Here is a 22,031-nt window from a genome sequence, read left to right as displayed (position 1 = left end):
CCGTCGCGACTCGTGTCGATACCGCGCTGCGGGACCACTGTCATTGGAGGCGCCCGATATTCGACGGATCTTCGCCTTGGAGTTCTCCAGGCTGCGAGCGTTCCGAGGGGTGCATGGTAGATGCACATCCTGCCCTGTGGCAGTGTGGCGGAGGACCCAGTGGTTGTGACTGTCGGTCTCTTCCTGGAGGACCCATCCGAGAGGTTCCGCCCATTCAACTACTTCCCGGACTTCCTTCTTCAGTTTCCGGTTCACGGGGCGCGGCATGGTCGTCCCTTCTCGCTCCGCAGGTGACGCACCAGTCCTCGCGGATGAACTTCAAGGGGCGCACGACGTACGTGTCGGAGTACCAAAGGTGGCGGTCCTGTCCGGCGGCGTGCGAAGACACAAGAAGATCCAGGCCTACCCGACGAGGTCGGAGATAGTGCCAAGAATCAGGACCAGGGCCACTACGGATGCAACGACTAGCCACTTGAATCGGGTGTCTCCATTGCTTCGGTGCTCGCTCACGCCTCGTCCTCCCGCTGGTAGGTGCCGACCGGCTTGTGCTGGCACGTACAGGTGATGGGGGCGTCGCAGTGCGGCTTCTTCTTGCGGGTGTGCTTGATCCGGGACACGCCGTGCCTCTTGGCGAGGTCGGCCAGCTCCTTGCAGCCTTCGCACATCACTTTCCCGTCACTACCTTCCGTGTGCGGACGGACTCCTTGCGGGCCTGTCGTTCTTCGGGGGTCTCCGGCCACGTCGTGGTGTTCACGGCCGCTCCTGCATGACGTCGGGGTTGACACCGATGACGATCCAGCCTCGGTCGACCATCTTCGGGAAGTTCTTTCGCCAGTGGTGGACGCAGAAGTCGAGCAGCGAATTCGACACGACCTCCACTTCGCAGCCAGGAATTCTCTTGGCCACCCGATAGCCGGCGGCGGCGCCGCACCCGTCGCAGCGGTCGGCGGCAGTGAGCACGACACTCACGGGCTTCTCCTTACCGGACGGATGTCGCCCCTTTGCCGCCTCGATGGAGGCTTGGAGGATGGGTGTCATGTCGCCGCGCGGATCCGCCGGCCAGGTGCCGGTCATGACACGTGCTTCCAGCTCTTGCGGTTGAGGATGGCGGCCATGCTCTGGGGAGTGATCCCGTACTTCTCGGCGAGGCCGGTGATGGTCCACTTACGGTCGCCGTTGGCAGTGCGAACGTCGTAGGACTTGCGGGCCTGACGGACCTTGGCGGTCGTCATCTTCGAGGCGTGGTGCTTTGCGCCGAGGTTAGCCATGGGAGTGCCTTTCGGTGATGGGGAAGGAGCCGGTGCCAGGCGATCAGTGAGGGGGCAATTCAAACCCTGCCCCGTCTTAATAGGGGGTCTGTACCTGGCACCGGAGTTTGCGCCCCCCGGCTGGCCAACCATCCCAAGAAAGCCAGCCGGGGGGTTCCGCTCGACCCCCGCCGGTAGCGGTGACGGGGGGAGCGGCCCCGCTCGACGCCGCCGTCACAGAGGCGGAGCGGGAGTGGAGCCCGGCAGAATGTCGGCACGGTCCGAGCGGGCCAGTTTGCCCTACCGCGTCTTACGTCAATCTGCCGGGTGTTGACCCACGGTCCTCAGAGTGTCCAGCTCGTTCCCTCGGAGACTGTTGGAGTTTCGGAGGTGAGGACCGCGGAGCTTTCAGTGGCGGGATTCGCCGTATTCCGCGTGCTCGCGGGGGGCGAACTCCTGGTCGTCTTCGGATCCAGGGAGCGCCGGGAAGGACGTGCGGCGGATGTATTCGCGGGCCTCGGAGACGGCCTCTTCGAATTCCTTGTTCGTCATGACACTGATCACTTCTAATCGGGAAGGGGCATGGGACCGCGCCCCCGTAATCCGGCCGGAATCGCGGGGGGAGGTTCCCGGGGGGTGCGCTGCACTGCGCCTGAAGGGGTTGCCCTCGGGTAGACCGGTCGGCGGGGTGCCGACTCAAGGACAGTGGCCCTGGAGGCCCGTGACGTCCGTCATCTACGGGACCGTGCAGAGCGGGGCAAATCGCCCCAAAGTGCCCACGACTATGTTGCCGTGGGAGCTTGAGTGGTGCTAGAAAAGCGACCGTAAACGCGCAGGTCAGAGGCTTAAACAGTAATGCCCTCGTAGTCGTTGACGAGGTCGCCGCAGCCGTGCAGGACGAGCCTGCCCCGATACGCCTCCAGGGGCCGCGGGTGGTGCGAGGAGTGGCCGTGCACGATGTCGGCGCCCGCGTCGACGAGGGCGTGGGCGAAGGAGACCTCGGCACGGGCGGGCGCGTAACCCCAGTTGGGGCCCCAGTGGACCGAGACGACCACGAGGTCGCCGGGCCGCCGGTCCGCGCGCAGCCGGGCGGTGAGCCGGGTCGCCGCCTCGTCGGCGGGGCCGGCCGCGAAGTGGACTCCGCCGCGCCGGGCGGTGGCGGCCCAGTCGCGGGGCACGCCGCTGGAGGCCAGGCCGAGCGCGAAGACCAGGAGCCGGCGTCCGCCGGGCAGCGGCACGGCCGCCGGTCGTCGGGCCTCCTCGGCGTCGCGGCCCGCGCCCGCGGTGCGCAGTCCGGCACCGGAGAGGGCGTCGAGGGTGTCGTCGAGTCCGTGCCGGCCGTAGTCGAGGACGTGGTTGTTGGCGAGCACGACCACATCGGGCCGTACGGCGGTCAGCGCGGGCAGGTTGGCCGGATCCATGCGGTAGTGGACGGCCTTGCCGGGGACGGGGAGGCCGTGCCGGGTGACCGCCGTCTCCAGGTTGACCACCCGGACGTCGGGGCGCGCGGCGTCGAGCACGGCGAGGGCCTCGCCCCAGGGGTAGCCGGGACCCGCCGCGCGGGGCACCGGCCCGGAGCGTGCCTCGGCGAGGGCCACGTAGTCACGGGCGTCGCGCACGTACCGCTCGGGCAGCGCGGGGTCGAGCGGATGGGGAAGGATCTGGTCGATTCCGCGGCCGAGCATCACATCGCCGCAGAGGAACAGTCCGGTCAGGCCGTCGCCGCCCATACACCCAGGCTAGACCCCCGGTCGTCATGCCTTCCGATGATCATGATCGTCCCCGGGAGGGACGCGCGGCGCGGGCCGGGGCGGCGAGGATGGTCGATCCGTGCGCGGACCGCGCGCGGACGACCGACGACGACCCGTGGGACGACCGGCGCATCGACCGGCGCAGCGCCCCACGAAGCGACCGGCCGGGCGATCGGCCGAGCGACCGGCGCGTCGTCGGCGAGACGACCGACGAAGGGGGAACCTTCTCATGCGCTCCACGCGCACCACGCGACCCGCGCAGCCCGAGCACTCCTCGGACCTCACCGGCCCGGCCGCCACCACGCGGCGCCCGGCCCGTACGGCGGCCGTGCTCTCGACCACCCTGCTCGCCCTGTCCCTGGGTGTGCTCCCGGCCCATGCCGCCGACGCCACGGGGGCGGCGTCGGCGAGCGCGGTGGCGCTCCACCACCGGCCCGCCCTGGACCGGGAGGCGCTGCGCGGCACGCTCGACGCCTTCCACGCCGCCGGGATGTACGGCGCGTTCGCCGCGGTCCGGGACGGCTCCGAGCGGTGGCGCGGGGCCACGGGCGTGGCCGATCCGGCCACCGGGCGGCCCATGAGCCCGGACTTCGAGCACCGGGTCGGCAGCATCACCAAGACGTTCACCGCCGTGGCCGTCCTCCAGCAGGTGGAACGCGGCCGGATCGACCTGGACGCGCCGGTCGGCCGCTACCTCCCGGACCTCGTCACCGGCGAGCGCGGCGAGAAGGTGACGGTCCGGATGCTGCTCAACCACACGAGCGGCATCGCCGACTACATCCTGCCGGCCTTCCCCGGGCTGCTCCAGGACCCCGGCAGGACGCTGGACGAGAACCGGCTGCGGCACCTCGCGCCGGAGGAGCTCGCCCGCCTGGGTCTGGCCGCGCCGCCGGTGAAGGAGCGCGGGAAGCACTCGTACTCCAACACCAACTACATCCTCGCCGGGCTGGTCCTGGAGCGGGTGACGGGCCAGGACCCGGAGGCGTACATCACCCGCCACGTCATACGCCGGGCGGGCCTGGGCCACACCTACTTCCCCGACTCGCCCTCGCTCAAGGGGCGGCACGCCGGGATGTACGAGTCGTTCTTCGGGCTCATCGACCCGCCGCGCGACTACAGCACGTACGACATGTCGTGGGGGGGCACGGCCGGGGCGCTGGTGTCGACGACGAACGACCTCAACACCTTCTACCGCAAGCTGCTCGGCGGCAAGCTGCTCGGCCCGGCCGCGCTGCGCGCGATGAAGACGACGGTTCCGGCGTACGAGCCGGAGCAGCCCGGCGAGGAGGTGGCGATGCGTTACGGCCTCGGCCTCTACACCCTGAAGATGCCGAGCGGCGGCTGGTACTGGGGCCATGACGGCGCGGTGTTCGGCGCGGGCACGTGGTCGCTCGCCACCGAGGACGGCCGTCGCCAGGTCTCCGTGGCCTACAACCTGATGAAGTACCAGCGCTTCGACGAGCAGGGCCGACCGCTGCCCGACCCGATCACCCCGGCGCTGTACGCCTTCGTGGACGGCGCCCTGAGCGGCGCCGCCACGACTCCCGCCGAGGGCCTGCGGTCCGCCGCCCCGGCGGTTCCGGCCGACCTGCCGCCGCTGGTCGACCGTCTGCCGGGCGTCCAGCGCTAGAAGGTCCCGGAGTTCAGCGACCGGCCCGGGCCGCGCGGCGGATGGTGGCGTCCACCAGGGCGAGCGCGTCCGCCGCGGTGCGGCCCGGGGCCCGGTTCCAGGGGCCGATGAGCTCGGTCCAGCCGCGGGAGCGGAGCTCTTCGAGCATCCAGGCGCCGGCCTCGTTCATGGTGGCGGCGCTGCCGTAGCCGAGCCGGTGCGCGGCGAGCATCGCGCCGCAGACGCACCGCGCGCCGCGCCGGTCGCGGAGCTTGTACGGGGTGTTCTGCCAGCCCCAGGTCGTGAGGACGCGCCGGGTGTGGGCGAGGTGGACCGAGGGGCGCACGTCGGGGCTGCCGATGCGGCGCCAGGCGTGCAGCCGGTCGGGCAGGATCGCGCCGAGGCGTCCGGGCAGCGGGCGCTCGGCGGGCTGCGGCGCGGGCAGGGCGTCGAGGGACGCGAGGGCGTCGGCGACCAGCCGGTCGACCGGGACGGACAGCAGCCGCCGCCAGTCGGCCGCCTCCTCCCGTACCGGCGGCGCCTCGTTCCAGCGGGCCACGATGTCCTGCCAGGCCGCGGTGTCGAGCAGGGCGGCGGCTTCGCGGTCGAGCTCGTCGGGGGTGGTGGCTGCGGTGGTGGGGGCGACGGCGGCGGGGGTGACGGCGGCGGTGTTCGGCATGCGGGCGACTCCAACGACTGATTCATACCTCTATCGGTAGAAATGTCGGCTTTGCCGCCCGCAGGCTTGAGTCTCAGATCTTCAGCACTCCGCCCGCCGTGCCCGTGAGGTGCTCCGGCGTGAGCAGCTCGGCGAGCCGCTCGGGCGGGAGCAGACCCTTCTCCAGGGTGAGTTCGGCGACCGAGCGCCCGGTGGCCAGGGCCTCCTGGGCGATGGCGGTCGCGGCCGTGTAGCCGAGGTGCGGGTTGAGCGCGGTGGCCAGTCCGATGGAGTTCTCGACGCTCGCGCGCAGGGTGTCGACGTTGGCGGTGATGCCGGTGACACAGCGCTCGGCGAGGGTGAGGCAGGCCGCCCGGAGCGAGGTCAGGCTCTTCGACAGGGCGTGGAAGATGACCGGCTCGAAGGCGTTGAGCTGGAGCTGGCCGCCCTCCGCCGCCATGGTGATCGTCATGTCGTTGCCGATCACCTCGAAGGCGACCTGGTTGACGACCTCGGGGATCACCGGGTTGACCTTGCCGGGCATGATGCTCGAACCGGCCTGGACGGGCGGCAGGTTGATCTCGCCGAATCCGGCGCGCGGGCCGGAGGAGAGCAGGCGCAGGTCGTTGCAGGTCTTGGAGAGCTTCACGGCGATCCGCTTGAGCACGCCGGAGAGCTGGACGAAGGCGCCGCAGTCCTGGGTGGCCTCGACCAGGTTGGCGGAGGTGACCAGGGGCAGCCCGGTGATGCCGGCGAGGTGGCGGCGGGCGGTCTCGGCGTAGCCGGGGGCGGCGTTGAGACCGGTGCCGATGGCGGTGGCGCCGAGGTTGATCTCGTGGATCAGCTCGATCGCCTCGGCGAGGCGCCCGCGGTCCTCCTCCAGCATCACGGCGTAGGTGGAGAACTCCTGGCCCAGCGTCATGGGCACGGCGTCCTGGAGCTGGGTGCGACCCATCTTGACGACGGTGCCGAACTCGACGGCCTTCTCGGCGAAGGCGTCCTGGAGGACGGCCATCGCCCGCAGCAGCTCGCGGGCCGCGCCGATGGCGGCGATGCGGATGGCGGTCGGGTAGACGTCGTTGGTGGACTGGCCGAGGTTGACGTCCTCGTTGGGGTGGAGACGGTGGTAGTCGCCCTTGGCGTGGCCGAGGAGTTCGAGGGCCCGGTTGGCGACGACCTCGTTGGCGTTCATGTTGGTGGAGGTGCCGGCGCCGCCCTGGACGACGTCCACGACGAACTCGCCGTGCAGCGCGCCACCACGGATCTCGCGGCACGCGGCGACGATGGCCGCCGTCTTGTCGGCGGGGAGCAGACCGAGCTCCTCGTTGGCGAGGGCGGCGGCCTCCTTGACGGCGGCGAGCGCGTCGATCAGCTGCGGGTAGACGGAGATCGGGGTGCCGGTGATGGCGAAGTTCTCCGTGGCGCGCAGCGTGTGGACGCCCCAGTACGCGTCGGCGGGGACGTCCCGGTCGCCGAGCAGGTCGTGTTCGCGCCGCACGGCCCCGGTGGGGGCGGCGGTCGGCTCGGGGGCGGTGTTCTGTGCGGGGATCACGGTGACGGTGCCTTACGCGTGGGGAGGAGGGCGGCGGAAGGGGTACGGCACGGGGCCCGACCGCGGTGGGGCCCCGACGGCTCGCGAGGGGTTCGGTGCCCGACGCGCTCAGGGCACGTCGGGCTCGGCGCGCGACGGGCTCAGTGCGCGACGGCGAGGGCCGGCTCGGCGCGGACCGGGCCTTCGAGGAGGGTGCGGAGCAGGGTGGTGCGGCGCTCGGGCGAGGGCGAGTCGGCGAGGAGCGCGGCGAGCAGGGCTATCCGGGCCTGCCCGGGGCGCAGGGTGCCGGCGAGGACCGCGCCGGCGGCGGCCAGGTCGACGGCGCCGCCGCCCGTGTAGACCTCGGCGACGGGGCCGGAGGCGACGCGGGTGGAGAGGACGACGTGGACGCCCCGGTCGACGGCGCGGGCGACGGCCTCGGCGATCTCGGGGGTGGCGTTGCCCGCGCCGGTGCCGACGAGGACGATGCCGCGGGCCCCGGCGGCGACGGCCGCCTCGAAGAGGACCGGGTCGGCGTCGGAGTGGTGCGTGATGATGTCGACGCGGGGGGCGGGCCGGTCCTCGGCGGGCAGCGGCAGCGGCGCGGGGCGCTCGGGCTCGCGCTCGATGTCGACCTGGCCGAAGCCGAGGCGGCCGACGCGCTCGCCGGAGGGGTCGGCGAAGGGGTCGGAGGCGAGGGTCTTGGTCTTGACGGTGCCGCGGGCGGCGTGGACGAGGCCGTCGAAGACGACGAGGACGCCGAGGCCGCGGACGGTGGCGGCGACCTGGAGCGCGTCGTAGAGGTTGCCGGGACCGTCGCCGTCGCCCGTGCCGAAGGGGCGCTGGGCGCCGGTGAGGACGACCGGGCGGGGGTCGGAGTGGTGCAGGTCCAGGAAGAAGGCCGACTCCTCGAGGGTGTCGGTGCCGTGGGTGACGACGATGCCGTCGACGCCGGGGTCGGCGAGCGTCTCGTGGACGGTGCGCAGCAGGGCCAGCTGGCGCTCGGTGGTCATCCGGGAGCTGTTGACGTTGAAGAGGTCGACGACCTCGATGTCGACGTTGTCGGGGACCGCGGCCGTGGCCACGACGTCGTCTCCGGAGGCGTCGGCGGCGTATCCGCTGCCGGTCCAGCGGCTGGCGATGGTGCCGCCGGTGCTGATGACCACGATGCGGCGCGGCCGGGCGTCGCGCGTCCACTTCATGAGTGTGCTGTCCTTCCCCTGGGGTGTGCGCGGCAACGATAGGTCAATCGTCACGCAATGCGATTGCGAAATCACCCGGGAATGATGAACTCCGTGGTGGATAATTGTGTCATGGACCGAATCGATCTCCATATCTTGCGCGAGCTCCAGCAGGACGGCCGACTGAGCAACCAGGAGCTGGCCCAGCGGGTCGGCCTCAGCCCCTCCCCCTGTATGCGGCGGGTCCGTCAGCTGGAGCAGGACGGGGTGATCCAGGGCTATCGCGCGGTCATCGATCCGGAGGCGGTCGGGCGGGGCTTCGAGGTGCTGGTCTCCGTCGAGGTGAAGCGGGACCGCGAGACGGTGGAGGCCTTCGAGGAGGCCCTTCAGGACATCCCCGACGTCATCGAGGCGTATCGCCTCTTCGGCAGCCCGGGGTGCCTGCTGCGCATCGCGGTCGCCGACCTCGCGGCGTACGAGCGGCTGTGGATCGAGCGCCTGACGACCCTCGCCGGGGTCACGGAGGTCAACTCGCAGATCATCATGAAGCGCGTCAAGGAGCCCCGGGGGCTGCCGGTCGAGCGCTGACGCGCCGGGCCGGGCCGGGCCGGTCTACGGATAGGTCCGCACGTCGTCCCGGTAGGCGCGGGCCCGCTCCTGCACCAGGTCGGGCAGTTCGCCGCCGGCCAGGTCCGCGAGGGTCGTGGACTCCAGGACCTGGCGCAGACTGGTGCGCACCGCACGCCACACGTCCGGCAGCGGGGCCGCCGCGCCCTGGTACTCGAGGCTGGTCAGCTTGAGGTCCCGCACGCTGACGAGCGGTCCGTCCATGGCCCGGATGACGTCGGCGAGCGTGATCCCGGTGGGCGGCCGGGTGAGCGAGTAGCCGCCTTCGGGGCCGCGGACGCTCGTCACCAGGCGGGCCTGGCGCAGTTCGCTGAGGACGACGAAGAGGAAGCGGACGGGGATGTCCTGGCGTCCGGCGATGTCCTCGGCCTTGAGCGGCCGTTCCGGGGAGCGGGCCAGCTCCGCCATGGCCCGGATGGCGTAGTCCGTTCGTGCAGAGATCCTCACCGGCTCAATGTCTCACGAGTGGCGCGTTCCCGGCCCCGCCGCGGCGCGGATGACGCGTCAACGGTGCTGGGGAGCACCGCCCTTGGCCGAAACCGGCGTTGCCTGTTCATTTTGTTCATCGACATAGTGAACAACACCCGTGCCTTGCCCTGCCCTGCCCTGCCGTGCCTGCTCCGCCCCGCCCCGTCCCGGAGGTGCCCGTGGTGTCCGCCGAAGCCCCGCAGTCCGACGCGCCCGTCCCCGCCCCCGCCCCCGCCCGGCCGACCGTGGCCGTCGTCGGCGCGGGAGCGGCGGGCGCGCTCGTCGCCGTCCAGCTGTGCGAGACGGCCACCCGACGGCGGACACCGCTCGACCTCGTCCTCGTCGACCCGGCGCCCGAGGCGGGCCGGGGCACCGCCTACGCCACCGAGGTTCCCGAGCACCGGCTCAACGTGCCGGTCGGCGGGATGAGCTGCTACCCGGACGACCCGGGTCACTTCCGGCGCTGGCTGTGCGCGCACGGCGAACCGACCGTCCGGGACACGGACTTCGCCCCGCGCCACCGCTACGGCTCCTATCTCGCCGACACGCTCGGCCGCGCCATCATCGCGGCGCACGGCACGGTCGCGGTACGGCGGCTGCGCACCCGGGCGACCGGCCTGGCCGACGTGTCCGGCGGCCGGCTGGAGCTCCGGCTCGCCGACGGCGGCACGGTGACGGCGGACGGCGTGGTGCTCGCCACGGGTCCCGCCGCCGGCCGGGCCGACTGGGCCCCGGACGGGCTCACCGGCTCCGACCGGTTCGTCGCCCGCCCCTGGGCGCCCGGAGCGCTCGCCGCCGTGTCCCCGTCGGACGACGTGCTGCTCGTGGGCACCGGGCTCACCGCCGTCGACCTCGCCCTGGTCCTCGACCGGCCCGGCCGGACCGTGCACGCCGTCTCCCGCTCCGGGCTGCTGCCCCAGCCGCACGCGCTGGCCCCACTGCCCGCCGTACCGCCGCCGCCGGACCTGGCGGTGCTGCCGTTCTCCGACCTGCGCCGCGCCGTGCTGCGCTACGTCTCCGCGACGCGGCGGGCGCACGGGGACTGGCGGCCCGCGTTCGACGGGCTGCGGCCGTGGATCGGACAGCTGTGGCAGGGCCTCACCGACGAGGAGCGGGCGGAGTTCCTCGGCCGTGACGCCACGCCGTGGAACGTCCACCGGCACCGGATGGCCCCGGCGACGGCCGAGGCGGTCGCCCGGGCGCGCGCGGCCCGCCGGCTGCGGGTGCACGCGGGCCGGGTCACCGGTGCGGCGCCGGGCGAGGACGGCGGCCTGGCGGTCTCGCTCTCCGGGGGCCGTGAGCTGCGGGTGGGGTGGGTGGTGGACTGCACGGGGCCGGGGCTGCGGGCCGACGCCGGCGGCGACCCGCTGTGGGGCGGTCTGCTCGACGACGGGCTGGCCGTGCCGGGGCCGTTGGGCATCGGTGTGGCCACCGACGGGGGCCGGCTGCGCGACGCCCGGGGCCGCGGCGGGCGGCCGCTGTTCACGCTGGGCTCGCCGCGCCGCGGCGAGCTGTGGGAGACGACGGCGATCCCCGAGATCCGGGCCCAGGCCAAGGAGGTCGCCGAGGCGCTCCTCTCCCCGCTCGGCGGCCGCACCGCGCGGCCGGTGCGCCGGCGGCCGACCGACCAGTTCGGGCTGCCGCTGTCCACGCACGCCGCCGCGGCGGTCGCCTTCCGCTCCGGGCTCGGCCGGGTGGTCACCGTACGCGCGAAGGCCGCCGAGGCGTTCGCCCGGGCCACCGAGCTGGATCCCGGCTTCGCCCTCGGGCACGCCGCGCTCGCCCTGCTCGGGCACGAGGGCGGGGCGGACGTCGACGTCGCGCGGGCGCTGGCGGACGCGCGGCGCAGCGTGCGGGAGCGCGGGGACGAGCGGGAGCGATCGTTCGTCGACGTCGTCACGCGCCGGATCCTCGGCCACGAGACGCCCCGAGCGAGCACGACAGGCACAGAAGGCGCGGCGGGCGGCTCGGACGGCGACCGGGCGCTGATCGGTCATCTGGAGCGTTTTCCCGGTGACGCGTTCGCCCTCGGGATCGCCGTTCCCACCATCGCCTTCGCCGGTGTCGGCGATCTCGACGGCACCCTGGCCCTGCGTCTGGTGGAGCGCACCGCGCCCGCCTACGGCGGCCACTGGTTCCACACCTCCCTGCTGGCCTTCGTCCGCCAGGAGCAGGGTCTGATCGACGAGGCGGGCGACCTCGCCCGTGCGGCGCTCGCCGAGGAGCCCGCTTCCGGCCATGCCGTCCACGCCCTCGCCCATGTGCACTACGAGTCGGGGGCGCACCGCGCGGGCCGGGAGTGGCTCGACGGCTGGATCGGCGGGCACGGCCGGGGGGCCGTGCACCGGGCGCACTTCTCCTGGCACGTGGCCCTGCACGAGCTGGCCCTCGACGACTCCGCGGCCGTGCGCCGCCGCTGGTTCGCCCAGCTGGCCCCCGGTCAGGTCGGCGGGGTGCGGGCCCTCGTCGACTCCGGTTCGCTTCTGTGGCGGGCCCGGATGTGCCGGAACTGGACCGGCCGGGTGCCGGTCGAGGGCGTGCTCGACGCGGTCGAGCGCGATCTGGTCGAGCGCCCCTCGACCGCCTTCACCGCGCTCCACGGCGCGGTCGCCCTCACCGCCGCGGGTGACCTGCCGGCCCTGCGGCGGCTGCGCGCCCACGCGGCCGGGGCGGATCCGGTGCAGCGGGAGGTGGTGGTGCCGCTGTGCGGCGCCCTGGAGGCCGTGCTGGAGGAGGAGTGGGCGACGGCGGCGGAGCGGTTGGACGCGCTGCTGCCCTCGCTGCGCCGGGTCGGCGGCAGCGCGGCGCAGCGGGAGGTCGTGGAGGAGACGCTGCTGTACGCCCTGGTGGAGGCGGGTGACAGCGACCGGGCCCGGCGGCTCCTGGAGGAACGCCTGGACCGCCGCGCCTCGCCGCTGGACCAGCGGCGACTGGCGGGCCTCGGCGCCTGAGCGCGGTTGCGCCGTATGTCAGAACGTCATGAAAAAGCCTTCTGACCGTTACACGACAAACCACTCGGTCGTGCCACTCTCCCGATGACACCGATTCAACACGCGTAGAACGCCGTCCGCTTGAGCCCGGGCGGCGTTCCCGCGCGTCCCGTCCCCGGGAAAGGGCCCCCATGTCCGTTGCGCAGAGAGGCAAGTGGAAGACCTGGGCGGCGATGTCCGCCGTCCTGGTCGGCCTCACCCTTCCTACGGTCACCGCGACTCCCGCCGGCGCCACGACCAACGCCTACGACAGCACGTACTACAAGAACGCGATCGGCAAGACCGGTCCGAGCCTCAAGTCCTCGCTGCACACCATCATCAGCAGCCAGAACAAGATCTCGTACGACGCGGTCTGGAACGCGCTGAAGGTCACCGACCAGGACCCGAACAACACGAGCAACGTCCTGCTGCTCTACAGCGGCTACTCCCGCAGCAAGAGCCTCAGCGGCGGCGACGTCGGCGACTGGAACCGCGAGCACGTGTGGGCGCAGTCGCACGGCAGCTTCGGCACGTCCGCCGGCCCCGGCACCGACCTGCACCACCTGCGGGCGTGTGACGTCCAGGTCAACAGCACCCGCGGCAACAAGGACTGGGACAACGGCGGCAGCGCGGTCAGCGGGGCGCCGGGCAGCTACACGGACAGCAACTCCTTCGAGCCGCGCGACGCGGACAAGGGCGACGTGGCCCGCATGATCCTCTACATGGCGGTCCGCTACGAGGGCGACGACTCCTGGCCCGACCTGGAGACCAACGAGTCGAGCACCAACGGCAGCGTCCCCTTCCACGGCCGCCTCGCGATACTCAAGCAGTGGCACCAGCAGGACCCGCCGAGCACCTTCGAGGAGCGGCGCAACGACGTCATCTACAACACCTACCAGCGCAACCGCAATCCGTTCATCGACCACCCGGAGTGGGTCGAGGCAATCTGGTAGCCCGACCGTGAGTCGCGCCGGGTTCCCCGCCCCTCGGGGAGCCCGGCCCCCACGGCCCGCGACGCGCGCGAGCAGGAGGTACGGCGTGGGCGAGGACAGCCGCGACGAGCGGGGGTTACCGCGCTGCGAGGCGGCGCGGGAGCGGCGCGGGCAACTGCGCGGCCGGCTCACGGCCGCCGGGATCACCGTCCAGGACATCCTGTGCTGCGAGGACCGCACCGGGTTCGTCGCGCCCGGTCGCGCCGAGGCGTACACGGTCGTCCTCACCCGCTCCGGCGGCTATCTGCGCCGGATCGCCGGCGAGGAGTTCTTCGTCGACCCGAGCGGCGGCTACCTGACCCGGCCGGGAGACGAACAGCGGGTCGCGCACCCGGTCGGGCCCGGCGACCGGTCCACCGAGATCCGGGTCGGCGCCGCGCTGTTCGCCGACCGCTTCGACGGCCCGCCGGTCTCCCGGCGCTTCACCGTCACCGGCGCCACCGACGTACGCCACCGGGCCCTGCTCGCCGCGGCCCGACGGAACGCCGACTCCTTCGAACTGGCGGACCGGCTCCACGAGTTGCTCGACGGCGTGGCCGAGTCCGCGGGCCACTGGCGCACCGACACCGGCGCCCGGCCCGGCACCGCGCGCGAGCACGGCCGGCTCGTCCGCGACACCTGCGCCGTCCTCGCCGGCGGCGCCCCCGCACTGCGGCTCCCCCTGGAGGACCTGGCCCGCGCCGTCGGGGCCTCCCCGCACCACCTCAGCCGGGTCTTCCGGGCGGTCACCGGCAGCAGCCTCACCCGCTACCGCAACGAGCTGCGGATCCGCGGCGTGCTCCATGCCCTGGAGGAGGGCGAGGACAGCCTGCGCACCCTCGCCCACGCCTACGGCTTCGCCGACCAGGCCCATCTGAGCCGACTGTGCCGGGGTCACACGGGGCACGCGCCCAGCGCCGTCCGAGGACTCCTCGCGGATCGCGCATGAATGTCCAACGCCCCGGGCGAGGGCGGACCGCAGGATGGCGGCGGCCGGAAACCCGGCCGGTGCCGCGCCGCCCTCCGGGACGTGCGCGCGGCACCCCGTCTTCCGAGCGGGGGAACGCGACGATGACCTTACTGACCAGAGCGGGCACGGCCCTGGCCGCCGTGCTGACCGCCGCCGCGTGCGCGGCATCGGCGCCCGGTGCCGCCGCCGGCGGCCCCTCGGCCACCACCCCGGCGGTCCGGTCTGCCGGGGCGCCCGAGCTCACCGGGCAGCAGCCCTGCCCCGGGCAGCCCGACGTGACCTGTGCGGAGCTGACCGTGCCGCTCGACCGGTCCGGCGCCGTGCCGGGCACGCTGAGGCTGCGCACGGCCGTCTTCGGCGCGGCCGACGCGCCGCGCGGCACCCTGCTCTTCCTCACCGGCGGCCCGGGCCAGCCGGGCGTCCCGTACGTCCAGCGGATCCGCGGCCGGCTTCCGAAGGCGCTCGACCAGTACCGGCTGGTGATGATCGACCAGCGCGGCACCGGCGGCACGGCGGTCGACTGCCCCGCCCTCCAGAAGGAGGTGGGCAGCAGCGACACCGTCGCCCCCACGCCCGCCGCCGTCACGGCCTGCGCCGAGAGCCTCGGGCCGCACCGCGACCTCTACACCACCGGTGACACCGTGGCCGACCTGGAGGATCTGCGGCGCGCCCTCGGCGTGCACTCCTGGACCCTCGACGGGGTCTCGTACGGCACCTTCACCGCCGGGCAGTACGCGCTCACCCATCCGCAGCGGGTGCGCCGGCTCGTCCTCGACTCCGTCGTTCCGCTCGACGGCGCCGGCGTGCTGTACGAGGCGGCGTTCAGACACGCCGGTGAGGTGCTGCGCGCCGCCTGCCGGGAGCAGAAGTGCGGCTTCGACCCGGCCCGCGACCTCGCGAAGGTGGTCCGCCGGGACGGCAACGGCGTCGGCGTCTTCAACCTCCTCGTCATCGCGAGCATCATCGACCCGAAGCTGAACGACCCCCGCTTCGGCATCCTGAACGCCCTGCACGCCTCCGCCGAGGGAGATCCGGCCCGACTCGACGGGCTGGTCGCCGGGTTCTCCGGGCCGTCCGACGAACCTGCGGCCGACTTCAGCTCCGGGCTGCACGCGGCGACGCTGTGCGCCGACTCGCGCTGGCCGTGGGGCGACGCCTCCGCGCCCGTCGAGGGCCGCGAACGGGCCCTGCGCAAGGCCGTGCAGCGGATCAGGCCGGCGGAGGTGTGGCCGTTCCAGCGGGAGACGGCCGGCGCCCAGGGCATCCCCCGGACCTGTCTGCCCTGGCCGTCCTCGCGCCCGCACCGCCCGGCGCCGGGACACACCCTGACCATGCCGGTGCTGCTGCTCGCCGGGGACCGCGACCTCTCGACCCCGGTGCGGTGGGCCCGTGACCTCGCCGCCACGACCCCGCGGGCCGAACTGGTCGTCCTCGAAGGCGTGGGCCACTCCACCCAGAGCCGCAGCGACGCGGGCGCGCGGGCGGCGGAGGCGTTCCTCCTGCGGTAGGGGCCGGCTCCGCGACCAGGTCTAACGGGCGCACCGCGGAAGCTCGGGGCGGTCCCTCGTGCGGACGGCCGGCAGCCAGGCGGTGGCGGGTTCCGCGTCCGCGCGTGGGAGGCGGACGCGGAACCAGACCGTCGACCTGAGGTCCTCCTCGTCGATGATGGGCTGCCCGTCGGGCAGGTGGCAGTCGGCGTCCAGGAGGTCCCCGTGCCAGACCCGGGTGGGGACGACGTTGTCGGCCGTGTAGGGCTGCCGGGGGTCGATCGCGAGGCCGAGGCTGCACTGCCGGTCGCGGTCCGTGCGGTCCTGGCAGCCGCGCTCGGCGTTGAACACCCGGACGGTGCCCGGCCCTTCGCCGTCCGTGCGGCCTCCCGTGTACGACCAGAGCGCGGCCCCGCCGGCCGCCGCCGCGCAGGCGGTGAGGGCGAGCACGGCGGTACGGAGCCGGGGCAGGGGACGTCGTCTCCGGCGCCCGGACTCGTGGGCCCTGATCCGGGCGAGGAGGCTCTCGGCCGTGTGGGGGGCGCGGGCCTCGTGGGTGGGGGCGAGACAGTCGGCGGCGAGGGCGCGCCAGAACTCGGGGACGGCGTGGTCCATCCGCAGGGAGGCGCGGCCCTCGGCGTACGCCTGCACGGCGGCGCCGCGCGCCGTCGGCGTGGCGCCGGGGAACGGCGAGGCGCCGGCGGTGAACACCTCGTGGATGACGATGCCGAGGGCCCAGATGTCGGCGGTGGCGCGGACCCGTACGCCGCGGTCGCCGAGGGGCTCCTTCCAGCGCTCCGGCGGGAGGTAGTCCAGGGTGCCCATGGGGGCCGTCCAGCCGTGGGTGCCGGTGAGTTCGATGGCGAAGCCGAAGTCCGAGAGCCGCACCTCGCCGTCCCGGCCGATGAGGATGTTCTCCGGCTTGAGGTCGGTGTGCACCCAGCCGGACCGGTGCAGATGGGCCAGGCCCTCGCAGATGCCGGCGATCAGCCGGCCGCCCTCGGCCTCGGTGACGCCGGCGTCGAGCAGGTCGCGCAGGCTGCACCGGGCCCGCTCCATGACGAGGACGATCGCTCCGTCCAGGGACGGCCGCTCGGGTGCGGCGAGCACCACGGAGTCGAGCAGCCGGACCAGGCTCGGATGCGGTGCCCGGCGGGCCAGGTCGACCTCGCGCCGGGCCGATTCGGCCACGTTGCGGGCCTGGCGCGGGGCGAGACCGGCCGTCGGCATGACCTTGAGGGCGACCTCCGGCCGGTCGGGCCCGTCAGCGGCTCCGTCCGGTGGGTGGGGCCGGTCCGCGGGCCGTCCGGCGTAGACCGTGGCCCAGCCGCCGGCACCGATCGGCTCGCCGACGGTCCAGTCGCCTACCCGGTGCCCCGGCGGCAGCAGCTCCGCCCCGCCGCTCCCCCAGGAGCCGGCCGGGTCCTCCCTCCGCGCCACGCCTACCGTCCGCGCTCGGCCGGCTCGGCGCGCGGCGGTAACAGCGCGAGGTGCTCCTCCCGTACGATGCCGAACTTCAGCGCGAGTCCGACGACGGCCTCGCGCTTGCCGTTCCTGCGGTCCGTCCGCCCGGCCGGGTCCGGGTCGGGGGCGCCGATCCGCAGCTTCTCGTCGGCGAGGTAGTCGATGTGCGAACTGACCGCGCGGGCGGTCAGCCGGGCGCAGGCGGCATGGCCGCGGAGCCGCTCGACGACCTGGGGCGTGGTCGGCACCGCCACCGGCGAACGGTCGCGCAGCCACGGCTCGCAGAGCGCGACGAGCACCAGGAAGTAGGTGGCGGTCTCGTCCAGGGAGTACGCGGTGAGGGTGCGGCTCTCCCAGGAGCCGCCCGTCGCGTGCGGATCCAGATAGACGTGGTCGGGCGCGAACACCTGGAAGAAGACCGGGGTGTCGCGGCGGGTGGGCAGCACCACCCGCGAGAACTCGAAGGGGATCGGCGCACCGACGCGGCGCGGCGGGACCCGGAGGTATTCGCCCGCGCCCTCCGGGTTCTCCACGAGATAGCCGTGGGTGGTGCTGAGGTTGCTCAGCTGCCAGTGGTCGTCGGTGGCGCGGATCTCCCCCGCCAGCCGGGAGACCGCCTCGTCATCGAGACGGAGTTCGACCGGCGTACTCGCCGAGCCGCGCCCGAACCGTGCCCTTTCCCCCGGCCCGAGCCGCAGGGTCACCGCGTCGCCGCCGTTCCCCTCCGGCAGGTGCACGACAATCCCGCTCACCGCTCCCCCGTCCCGCGTGCCGACCGTTGCCCGACACACCGAACGTTACCGCCTGCGCATGGCGTTTCACCGCGTGGCATCGGCCACTTCGGGAGGGGAGGGTGGGGTCGCTCCGGCGCCGCGATCAGCCGGCGGGCGTGGCGGGCCGCTCCCCGGAGGCGTCGGCGACGACGATCCGCAGGCGCTCGGGGGCGTAACGGCGTGCCTTGCCCAGCATCTTCGCCAGATCCAGCTTGTGCCGGGGCACGGCGACATGGAACGGGGCCGACACGGCCGGGTGCGGCGGCTGCGGTACGACGCCCGGCGGCAGCGGGACGCCGGAGCGCGGCCGAACGCCGATCACGGCGTCCGTCCCGTGCGGCGGGGTCGCCACGACGATCCGGTCGACGGCGTCCCACGGCAGGGACAGGCCGCCGATCCGCAGGCCGGTGACGTCGAACTGGAAGGCGGTGCGCTGGGTCTCGAACCAGGACACGATGAACGGCAGGGCCGCGACGATCACGACCCCGCCCTTCATGTCGAGCGCCCAGCCGAGCAGCGCGGCCAGGGCTACGGTCCCGGCGATCGCGCCCCACAGGCCGAGCTGGGCCCTGGGCGAGAAGGGATGGGTGACCCGATAGCGCTCCCACCGGCCGCGACGGCGGGTCGGTGCGGCGCCGGAGTGGGGCGTGGGCGGGGGCGGTTGCTGCGTCACGGGGGTGGCTCGCTTTCGGTGTGGGCTGTCGGAATGAGCTGTCGGGGGGGGAGGGCCTGGGGGCGTTCCGCTGCGAGGTACGGGTCGGGGCGCGCTCAGGGGGCGGGGGCGCCGGACGGGAGCGGGGCCAGCAGGCGGTCGCCGAAGCCGGTCCACGGCTGCCAGCCGCTGCTCGGCCGCACCTGTACGCGGGTGCGGACCCGGCCTTCGACGGTGACCGCGAAGACGTGGATCCGGCCGGTGGCGTCGGCCGCGGCCGAGGGCGGGGCGGCGAGCGTGACGCCGGGTTCGCCGAAGTCCGCGCCGGGGTCCCAGGCGCCGCCGGGCGCGAGTTGCCAGCGGTGGGCGAGCCGTTCTCCGCCGGGGGACAGCGCGATGGCCTCCAGGCGGCCGTCGGCGCTGGGTACGAGCAGCGGGGCCGCCGCCGACCAGCCGAACAACGGCCGCCAGTCGTCCCATCCGCCGCTGGGGACCGACTGGCGCCGGTGGAACGCGCCCAGTCCGGACGGGCCGATGGCGGTGACGGTGAGCCGGCCGCTGCCGTCGCGGGCCACCCGGGGCGCCGCGCCGGCCGCGGTCCCGAACCGGTTCCACGGCGACCACGCGCCGCCGGGCGTCTCCTGCCAGCGATGGAGGAGCGCGGTACCGCCGGGCGTGAGGGCGAACACCTCGAAACGGCCGTCCGCGTTGGCCGCCACGACCGGTGGGGCACCGGCGGGTCCGCCGAATCCGGCGTCCCACGGATCCCAGGTGAGCGCTCCGGGCGACCACTGCCGGCGGCGGGCGATGAGGGTGCCGCCGGGGCTCAGGACGAAGACCTCCAGGCGGCCGTCGGCGTTCCGGGCGACGGCGGGTGCGGCTCCGGCCGGGCCGCCGAACTCCTCCCAGTCGTACCAGCCGCCGTCGGGCCGCTGGACCCGGTGGTGGAGGTTCGCGCCGCCGGGCGCGAGCGAGAACACCTCGAGCCGGCCGTTGGTGTTGCGGCCGAGGGTGGGGACCGCCCCGGCGGGGCCGCCGAACCGCTCCCACTCCGACCAGCTGTCGGTGTCCGGGGCGAGCTGGACGCGCCGCAGCAGCGAGCGGTCCCCCGCGTCGAGGGCGAAGACGGTCAGGCGGCCCTGGACGTCGAGCGCGGCGACCGGGTTGTCGGGGCTCTGCCACGGGGGTGGTGCGTCCTGCCAGTGCAGCGGGGCGACGTACAGGCCGTGCCGGAACCAGCCGGCCGCGCTCGCGTACCACTGCTGCCCGTCGGTGAACGGCTCGACGGCGTGACCGGGCACATGGCCCGCGTAGCCGTCGAGGGAGAAGCGGAAGGGGTCGCGGGAGGCGAGGACGTCGGTGCCGTCGTAGCCGCCGCGGGGCCCGATGAACAGGTAGTACCAGCCGTCCCTTTCGACCACGAAGGGGGATTCGGTGACCGAGACGCCGGTGGCGTCGGTGGTCTCGTCGGCGTACGCGACGCCCGGCTCGCTCCAGTGGAGCAGGTCGGCGGACCGGCGGTGGCAGACCAGGTGGCGGCCGTCGACGGCGGAGAGCTCGGTGTAGTACATGACCCACTCGCCGCCGATCCGCACGACCATCGGGTCACGTGCCGCGCGGCCCCGGAAGAGCGGTCCGGACGGCACGCGGGTCCAGGTGGTCAGGTCGGTGGAGGTGGCGAGGTTGATCGCGGCGCCGCCGCGGCCGCCCGCGGCGTAGAACATCCAGTATGTGCCGCCCGCCTCGATGACGTGCGGCGCCCACAGGTGCTCCTCGCCGTGGTAGCCGGGGTCGACGGTCAGGGCGTCGGCGTGCGCGGTCCACGGCCCGTACGGATGGGGCGCGGAGGCGTGTGCGAAGGAGATCTCGGCGGCGCTGTCCGGGGCGTCGCCGGTCGCCGCGCTGTCGCCGACGATGCCGAAGACGTGCCAGCGGTCGCCGGCCCGGATCAGGGTGTGGTCGTTCAGGTAGCGGCGCCGGCCGGGGGTCGACGGGTCGTGGACGTGGCGGAAGGATCCGGCGCCGATCCACCGGTGGGGCGGGACGTCCGCGCTCGCGGCGGCCCGCCCGGCACCGAGGAGGGCGAGCGTGCCCGCCCCGGTGCCGGCCAGCAGCAGGTTCCGCCTGCTGATCGGTTGCATCACTCTTCTCCAGACTCGTCTTTCGGAGGGATCCGGAGGGTCGGTCGACCGGGTCAGTCGACGGCGGGGCCGGAGGTGCCGTTGAGCCAGGCCCACTCGGCCCAGGTGGTGAAACCGGTCTGCCACTTGTGGAAGACACCTGCGTGGCTCGTTCCGAACACCTCGATGCGGCCGTCGGCGTTGGCGGTGGCGGTGACTTCCGTGCCGCCGGTGCCGAAGGACTCCCACTGGCCGTACGGCGCGTTCACACCGGTCTGCCAGATGTGCTGGGCGACGCTGCCGTTGATGGCGAACACCTCCACCCGACCGTCCTGGGTCCTTTCGCTGGTGAGCTGGGAGTCGGCGGGGCCGCCGGTGGGTTCCCACTCGGACCAGCTGGCCGGGCCCGTCTGGTACTTGTGGAAGACTCCCACCGGACCGGAAGCGAAGACCTCGATCCGGCCGTCCTGGTTGTGGTCCACCGTCAGATCACGACCGCCACCACCGAAGGCCTCCCAGCCCGACCAGCCACCGTTGACCGCGGTCTGATACTGGTGCTGGAAGACATCCCCGTTGAGCGCGAAGACCTCAAGCCGGCCGTCCGGCGCCTTCTCCATCTCGATCCGACTGTTCGCCGGACCGCCACCGGCGGACTCCCACTCCGACCAGCCGCCGTTCGCCGCCGTCTGCCACTTGTGGAACACCCCGACCGGACCGGAAGCGAAGACCTCAAGACGCCCGTCACCGTTCGCCCCCACGGCGATGTCACGACCACCGCCGCCGAACGACTCCCAACCCGACCAGCCACCCGAAGGCTGGAGCTGATACCGGTGCTGGAAGGTGCTCCCGTTGATCGCGAACATCTCCAGCCGGCCATCCGCGTTCGACCCGATCGCCAGCTCCGCACCCCCAGGACCGCCCAGGAACTCCCACTCCGACCAGGCCCCGTTCACCGCCGTCTGCCACGCGTGATGCACACCGTCCGCACCCGCCGCGAAGACCTCGAGACGACCGTCCGCCGACCGCGCCGACACCACCCGACCCGACTCCGCCGGATACACCAGCGGCCTGGGACCGGGCTCGTGACGGCCGAGGCGGTCGACGGCGGCCCGCGCCTCGTCCATGTGGCGCCAGTGGTGGCCCTGGTTGTAGGTGGACCAGGGCTGCCAGTTCGTTCCCCCGGAGGAGATCTCGAAGGCCGCGTTCGCGTTGCACTGGGCGTCGTAGGCGCAGGCGTCGTCGACCTCGGGGTGCCAGTAGTCGTTGATCTGCCACAGGCCGCGGTCGCGGGAAGGCGGCGTGTTGTTGTACGTGTTGGTCGCCGACGGGTCGCAGCTGGACTCCGCGAGGGCGACGGCGACGGCGGTCACCAGGCTGTCCCCGCGGAAACCGGCGTTGTGGCCGACCTGGGCGCACAGGTCGCTCGGTGCGGCGTACGCGGGCGGGGCGCCGACGAGGATGCCCGCCGCGAGCAGGAACGAGGTGAGCGTCGCCAGGATGACGCGATGGGGCGCTCGCCGGGAGTCGTGCGTGGTGGTTCTCACCTGCTGTCT

General features: G+C 73.6%; 19 protein-coding genes and 1 pseudogene. 6 read left to right on the top strand and 14 right to left on the bottom strand.

Annotation, left to right across the window (positions count from 1 at the left end):
• Positions 1–506: 506 nt before the first annotated feature.
• The 5 genes and pseudogenes from ACFY7C_RS19140 to ACFY7C_RS19120 form a co-directional block, all read right to left on the bottom strand.
• The gene (locus tag ACFY7C_RS19140; protein ID WP_389651534.1) at positions 507–668 is read right to left on the bottom strand and encodes a hypothetical protein; all 162 of its coding nucleotides are present in this window, start codon (positions 666–668) and stop codon (positions 507–509) included.
• A gap of 82 nt (positions 669–750) precedes the next feature.
• A complete protein-coding gene (locus tag ACFY7C_RS19135; protein ID WP_389651532.1) occupies positions 751–1,074 on the bottom strand; it encodes a hypothetical protein in 324 nt (107 codons plus the stop codon).
• Positions 1,071–1,268, bottom strand: coding sequence for a hypothetical protein (locus tag ACFY7C_RS19130; protein ID WP_389651530.1), 198 nt, complete (start codon positions 1,266–1,268; stop codon positions 1,071–1,073). The genes ACFY7C_RS19135 and ACFY7C_RS19130 overlap by 4 nt, the downstream gene beginning before the upstream one ends.
• Before the next feature lie 387 nt (positions 1,269–1,655).
• Complete coding sequence (locus ACFY7C_RS19125) at positions 1,656–1,799, bottom strand: hypothetical protein (RefSeq protein WP_389651527.1); 144 nt, start codon at positions 1,797–1,799, stop codon at positions 1,656–1,658.
• 299 nt (positions 1,800–2,098) lie between these two features.
• Positions 2,099–2,977: pseudogene (locus ACFY7C_RS19120) on the bottom strand (CapA family protein); the annotation flags it as partial.
• Between the two features lie 250 nt (positions 2,978–3,227).
• On the opposite strand from ACFY7C_RS19120, the gene ACFY7C_RS19115 reads away from it, so the two are divergent.
• Positions 3,228–4,628, top strand: coding sequence for a serine hydrolase domain-containing protein (locus tag ACFY7C_RS19115; RefSeq protein WP_389651524.1), 1,401 nt, complete (start codon positions 3,228–3,230; stop codon positions 4,626–4,628).
• Positions 4,629–4,641: 13 nt separating this feature from the next.
• Here the strand turns inward: ACFY7C_RS19115 and ACFY7C_RS19110 are convergent, their stop codons facing one another.
• The 3 genes from ACFY7C_RS19110 to ACFY7C_RS19100 all read right to left on the bottom strand — a co-directional run bounded on the left by ACFY7C_RS19110 (position 4,642) and on the right by ACFY7C_RS19100 (position 7,998).
• The gene (locus ACFY7C_RS19110) at positions 4,642–5,286 is read right to left on the bottom strand and encodes a hypothetical protein (protein WP_389651521.1); all 645 of its coding nucleotides are present in this window, start codon (positions 5,284–5,286) and stop codon (positions 4,642–4,644) included.
• A 73-nt stretch (positions 5,287–5,359) separates the two neighbouring features.
• On the bottom strand, positions 5,360–6,817 hold the full coding sequence (locus ACFY7C_RS19105) for an aspartate ammonia-lyase (RefSeq protein ID WP_389651518.1): 1,458 nt from the start codon (positions 6,815–6,817) through the stop codon (positions 5,360–5,362).
• A 140-nt stretch (positions 6,818–6,957) separates the two neighbouring features.
• Positions 6,958–7,998 carry an asparaginase gene (locus ACFY7C_RS19100; RefSeq protein WP_389651515.1) on the bottom strand — a complete coding sequence of 347 codons (1,041 nt, stop codon included), beginning with the start codon at positions 7,996–7,998 and terminating at the stop codon, positions 6,958–6,960.
• Positions 7,999–8,109: 111 nt separating this feature from the next.
• Between ACFY7C_RS19100 and ACFY7C_RS19095 the strand changes: the two genes are divergently transcribed.
• A complete protein-coding gene (locus tag ACFY7C_RS19095; RefSeq protein ID WP_345491484.1) occupies positions 8,110–8,565 on the top strand; it encodes an Lrp/AsnC family transcriptional regulator in 456 nt (151 codons plus the stop codon).
• A 24-nt stretch (positions 8,566–8,589) separates the two neighbouring features.
• On the opposite strand, the gene ACFY7C_RS19090 is transcribed toward ACFY7C_RS19095, so the two are convergent.
• Complete coding sequence (locus ACFY7C_RS19090; protein ID WP_389651512.1) at positions 8,590–9,051, bottom strand: RrF2 family transcriptional regulator; 462 nt, start codon at positions 9,049–9,051, stop codon at positions 8,590–8,592.
• 266 nt (positions 9,052–9,317) lie between these two features.
• On the opposite strand from ACFY7C_RS19090, the gene ACFY7C_RS19085 reads away from it, so the two are divergent.
• The 4 genes from ACFY7C_RS19085 to ACFY7C_RS19070 all read left to right on the top strand — a co-directional run bounded on the left by ACFY7C_RS19085 (position 9,318) and on the right by ACFY7C_RS19070 (position 15,490).
• A complete protein-coding gene (locus ACFY7C_RS19085; protein WP_389652758.1) occupies positions 9,318–12,023 on the top strand; it encodes an FAD/NAD(P)-binding protein in 2,706 nt (901 codons plus the stop codon).
• A gap of 170 nt (positions 12,024–12,193) precedes the next feature.
• Positions 12,194–12,994, top strand: coding sequence for an endonuclease I family protein (locus ACFY7C_RS19080; protein WP_389651510.1), 801 nt, complete (start codon positions 12,194–12,196; stop codon positions 12,992–12,994).
• A gap of 85 nt (positions 12,995–13,079) precedes the next feature.
• Positions 13,080–13,961 (top strand): helix-turn-helix domain-containing protein, encoded by an 882-nt coding sequence (locus tag ACFY7C_RS19075; protein WP_389651507.1) that lies wholly within the window; start codon positions 13,080–13,082, stop codon positions 13,959–13,961.
• Between the two features lie 122 nt (positions 13,962–14,083).
• A complete protein-coding gene (locus tag ACFY7C_RS19070) occupies positions 14,084–15,490 on the top strand; it encodes an alpha/beta fold hydrolase (RefSeq protein ID WP_389651504.1) in 1,407 nt (468 codons plus the stop codon).
• A gap of 21 nt (positions 15,491–15,511) precedes the next feature.
• Here ACFY7C_RS19070 and ACFY7C_RS19065 read toward each other — a convergent pair whose 3' ends face one another.
• From ACFY7C_RS19065 to ACFY7C_RS19045, 5 genes are all read right to left on the bottom strand, one after another.
• On the bottom strand, positions 15,512–16,909 hold the full coding sequence (locus tag ACFY7C_RS19065) for a serine/threonine-protein kinase (protein ID WP_389651501.1): 1,398 nt from the start codon (positions 16,907–16,909) through the stop codon (positions 15,512–15,514).
• Between the two features lie 2 nt (positions 16,910–16,911).
• Positions 16,912–17,685 (bottom strand): serine/threonine protein kinase, encoded by a 774-nt coding sequence (locus ACFY7C_RS19060; RefSeq protein ID WP_389651498.1) that lies wholly within the window; start codon positions 17,683–17,685, stop codon positions 16,912–16,914.
• Positions 17,686–17,809: 124 nt separating this feature from the next.
• Entirely contained in the window at positions 17,810–18,379 is a 570-nt protein-coding gene (locus ACFY7C_RS19055; protein ID WP_389651495.1) for a hypothetical protein, read from the bottom strand.
• Positions 18,380–18,474: 95 nt separating this feature from the next.
• The gene (locus ACFY7C_RS19050; RefSeq protein WP_389651492.1) at positions 18,475–20,499 is read right to left on the bottom strand and encodes a family 43 glycosylhydrolase; all 2,025 of its coding nucleotides are present in this window, start codon (positions 20,497–20,499) and stop codon (positions 18,475–18,477) included.
• A 53-nt stretch (positions 20,500–20,552) separates the two neighbouring features.
• Positions 20,553–22,022 (bottom strand): hypothetical protein, encoded by a 1,470-nt coding sequence (locus ACFY7C_RS19045; RefSeq protein ID WP_389651489.1) that lies wholly within the window; start codon positions 22,020–22,022, stop codon positions 20,553–20,555.
• Between the last annotated feature and the right edge of the window lie 9 nt (positions 22,023–22,031).

Origin of the sequence: Streptomyces sp. NPDC012769 (assembly GCF_042901205.1) — a bacterium.
GTDB lineage: Bacteria > Actinomycetota > Actinomycetes > Streptomycetales > Streptomycetaceae > Streptomyces.
The sequence above is the reverse complement of the archived record's forward strand: the minus strand, read 5'-3'. Positions and strand labels throughout refer to the sequence as shown.

What these genes read in the sequence shown, in the direction of transcription:
- ACFY7C_RS19135 (WP_389651532.1), bottom strand. Translation starts at nt 1,074, where the DNA reads ATGACCGGCACCTGGCCGGCGGATCCGCGCGGCGACATGACACCCATC.
- ACFY7C_RS19130 (WP_389651530.1), bottom strand. Translation starts at nt 1,268, where the DNA reads ATGGCTAACCTCGGCGCAAAGCACCACGCCTCGAAGATGACGACCGCC.
- ACFY7C_RS19125 (WP_389651527.1), bottom strand. Translation starts at nt 1,799, where the DNA reads ATGACGAACAAGGAATTCGAAGAGGCCGTCTCCGAGGCCCGCGAATAC.
- ACFY7C_RS19115 (WP_389651524.1), top strand. Translation starts at nt 3,228, where the DNA reads ATGCGCTCCACGCGCACCACGCGACCCGCGCAGCCCGAGCACTCCTCG.
- ACFY7C_RS19110 (WP_389651521.1), bottom strand. Translation starts at nt 5,286, where the DNA reads ATGCCGAACACCGCCGCCGTCACCCCCGCCGCCGTCGCCCCCACCACC.
- ACFY7C_RS19100 (WP_389651515.1), bottom strand. Translation starts at nt 7,998, where the DNA reads ATGAAGTGGACGCGCGACGCCCGGCCGCGCCGCATCGTGGTCATCAGC.
- ACFY7C_RS19095 (WP_345491484.1), top strand. Translation starts at nt 8,110, where the DNA reads ATGGACCGAATCGATCTCCATATCTTGCGCGAGCTCCAGCAGGACGGC.
- ACFY7C_RS19080 (WP_389651510.1), top strand. Translation starts at nt 12,194, where the DNA reads ATGTCCGTTGCGCAGAGAGGCAAGTGGAAGACCTGGGCGGCGATGTCC.
- ACFY7C_RS19070 (WP_389651504.1), top strand. Translation starts at nt 14,084, where the DNA reads ATGACCTTACTGACCAGAGCGGGCACGGCCCTGGCCGCCGTGCTGACC.
- ACFY7C_RS19050 (WP_389651492.1), bottom strand. Translation starts at nt 20,499, where the DNA reads ATGCAACCGATCAGCAGGCGGAACCTGCTGCTGGCCGGCACCGGGGCG.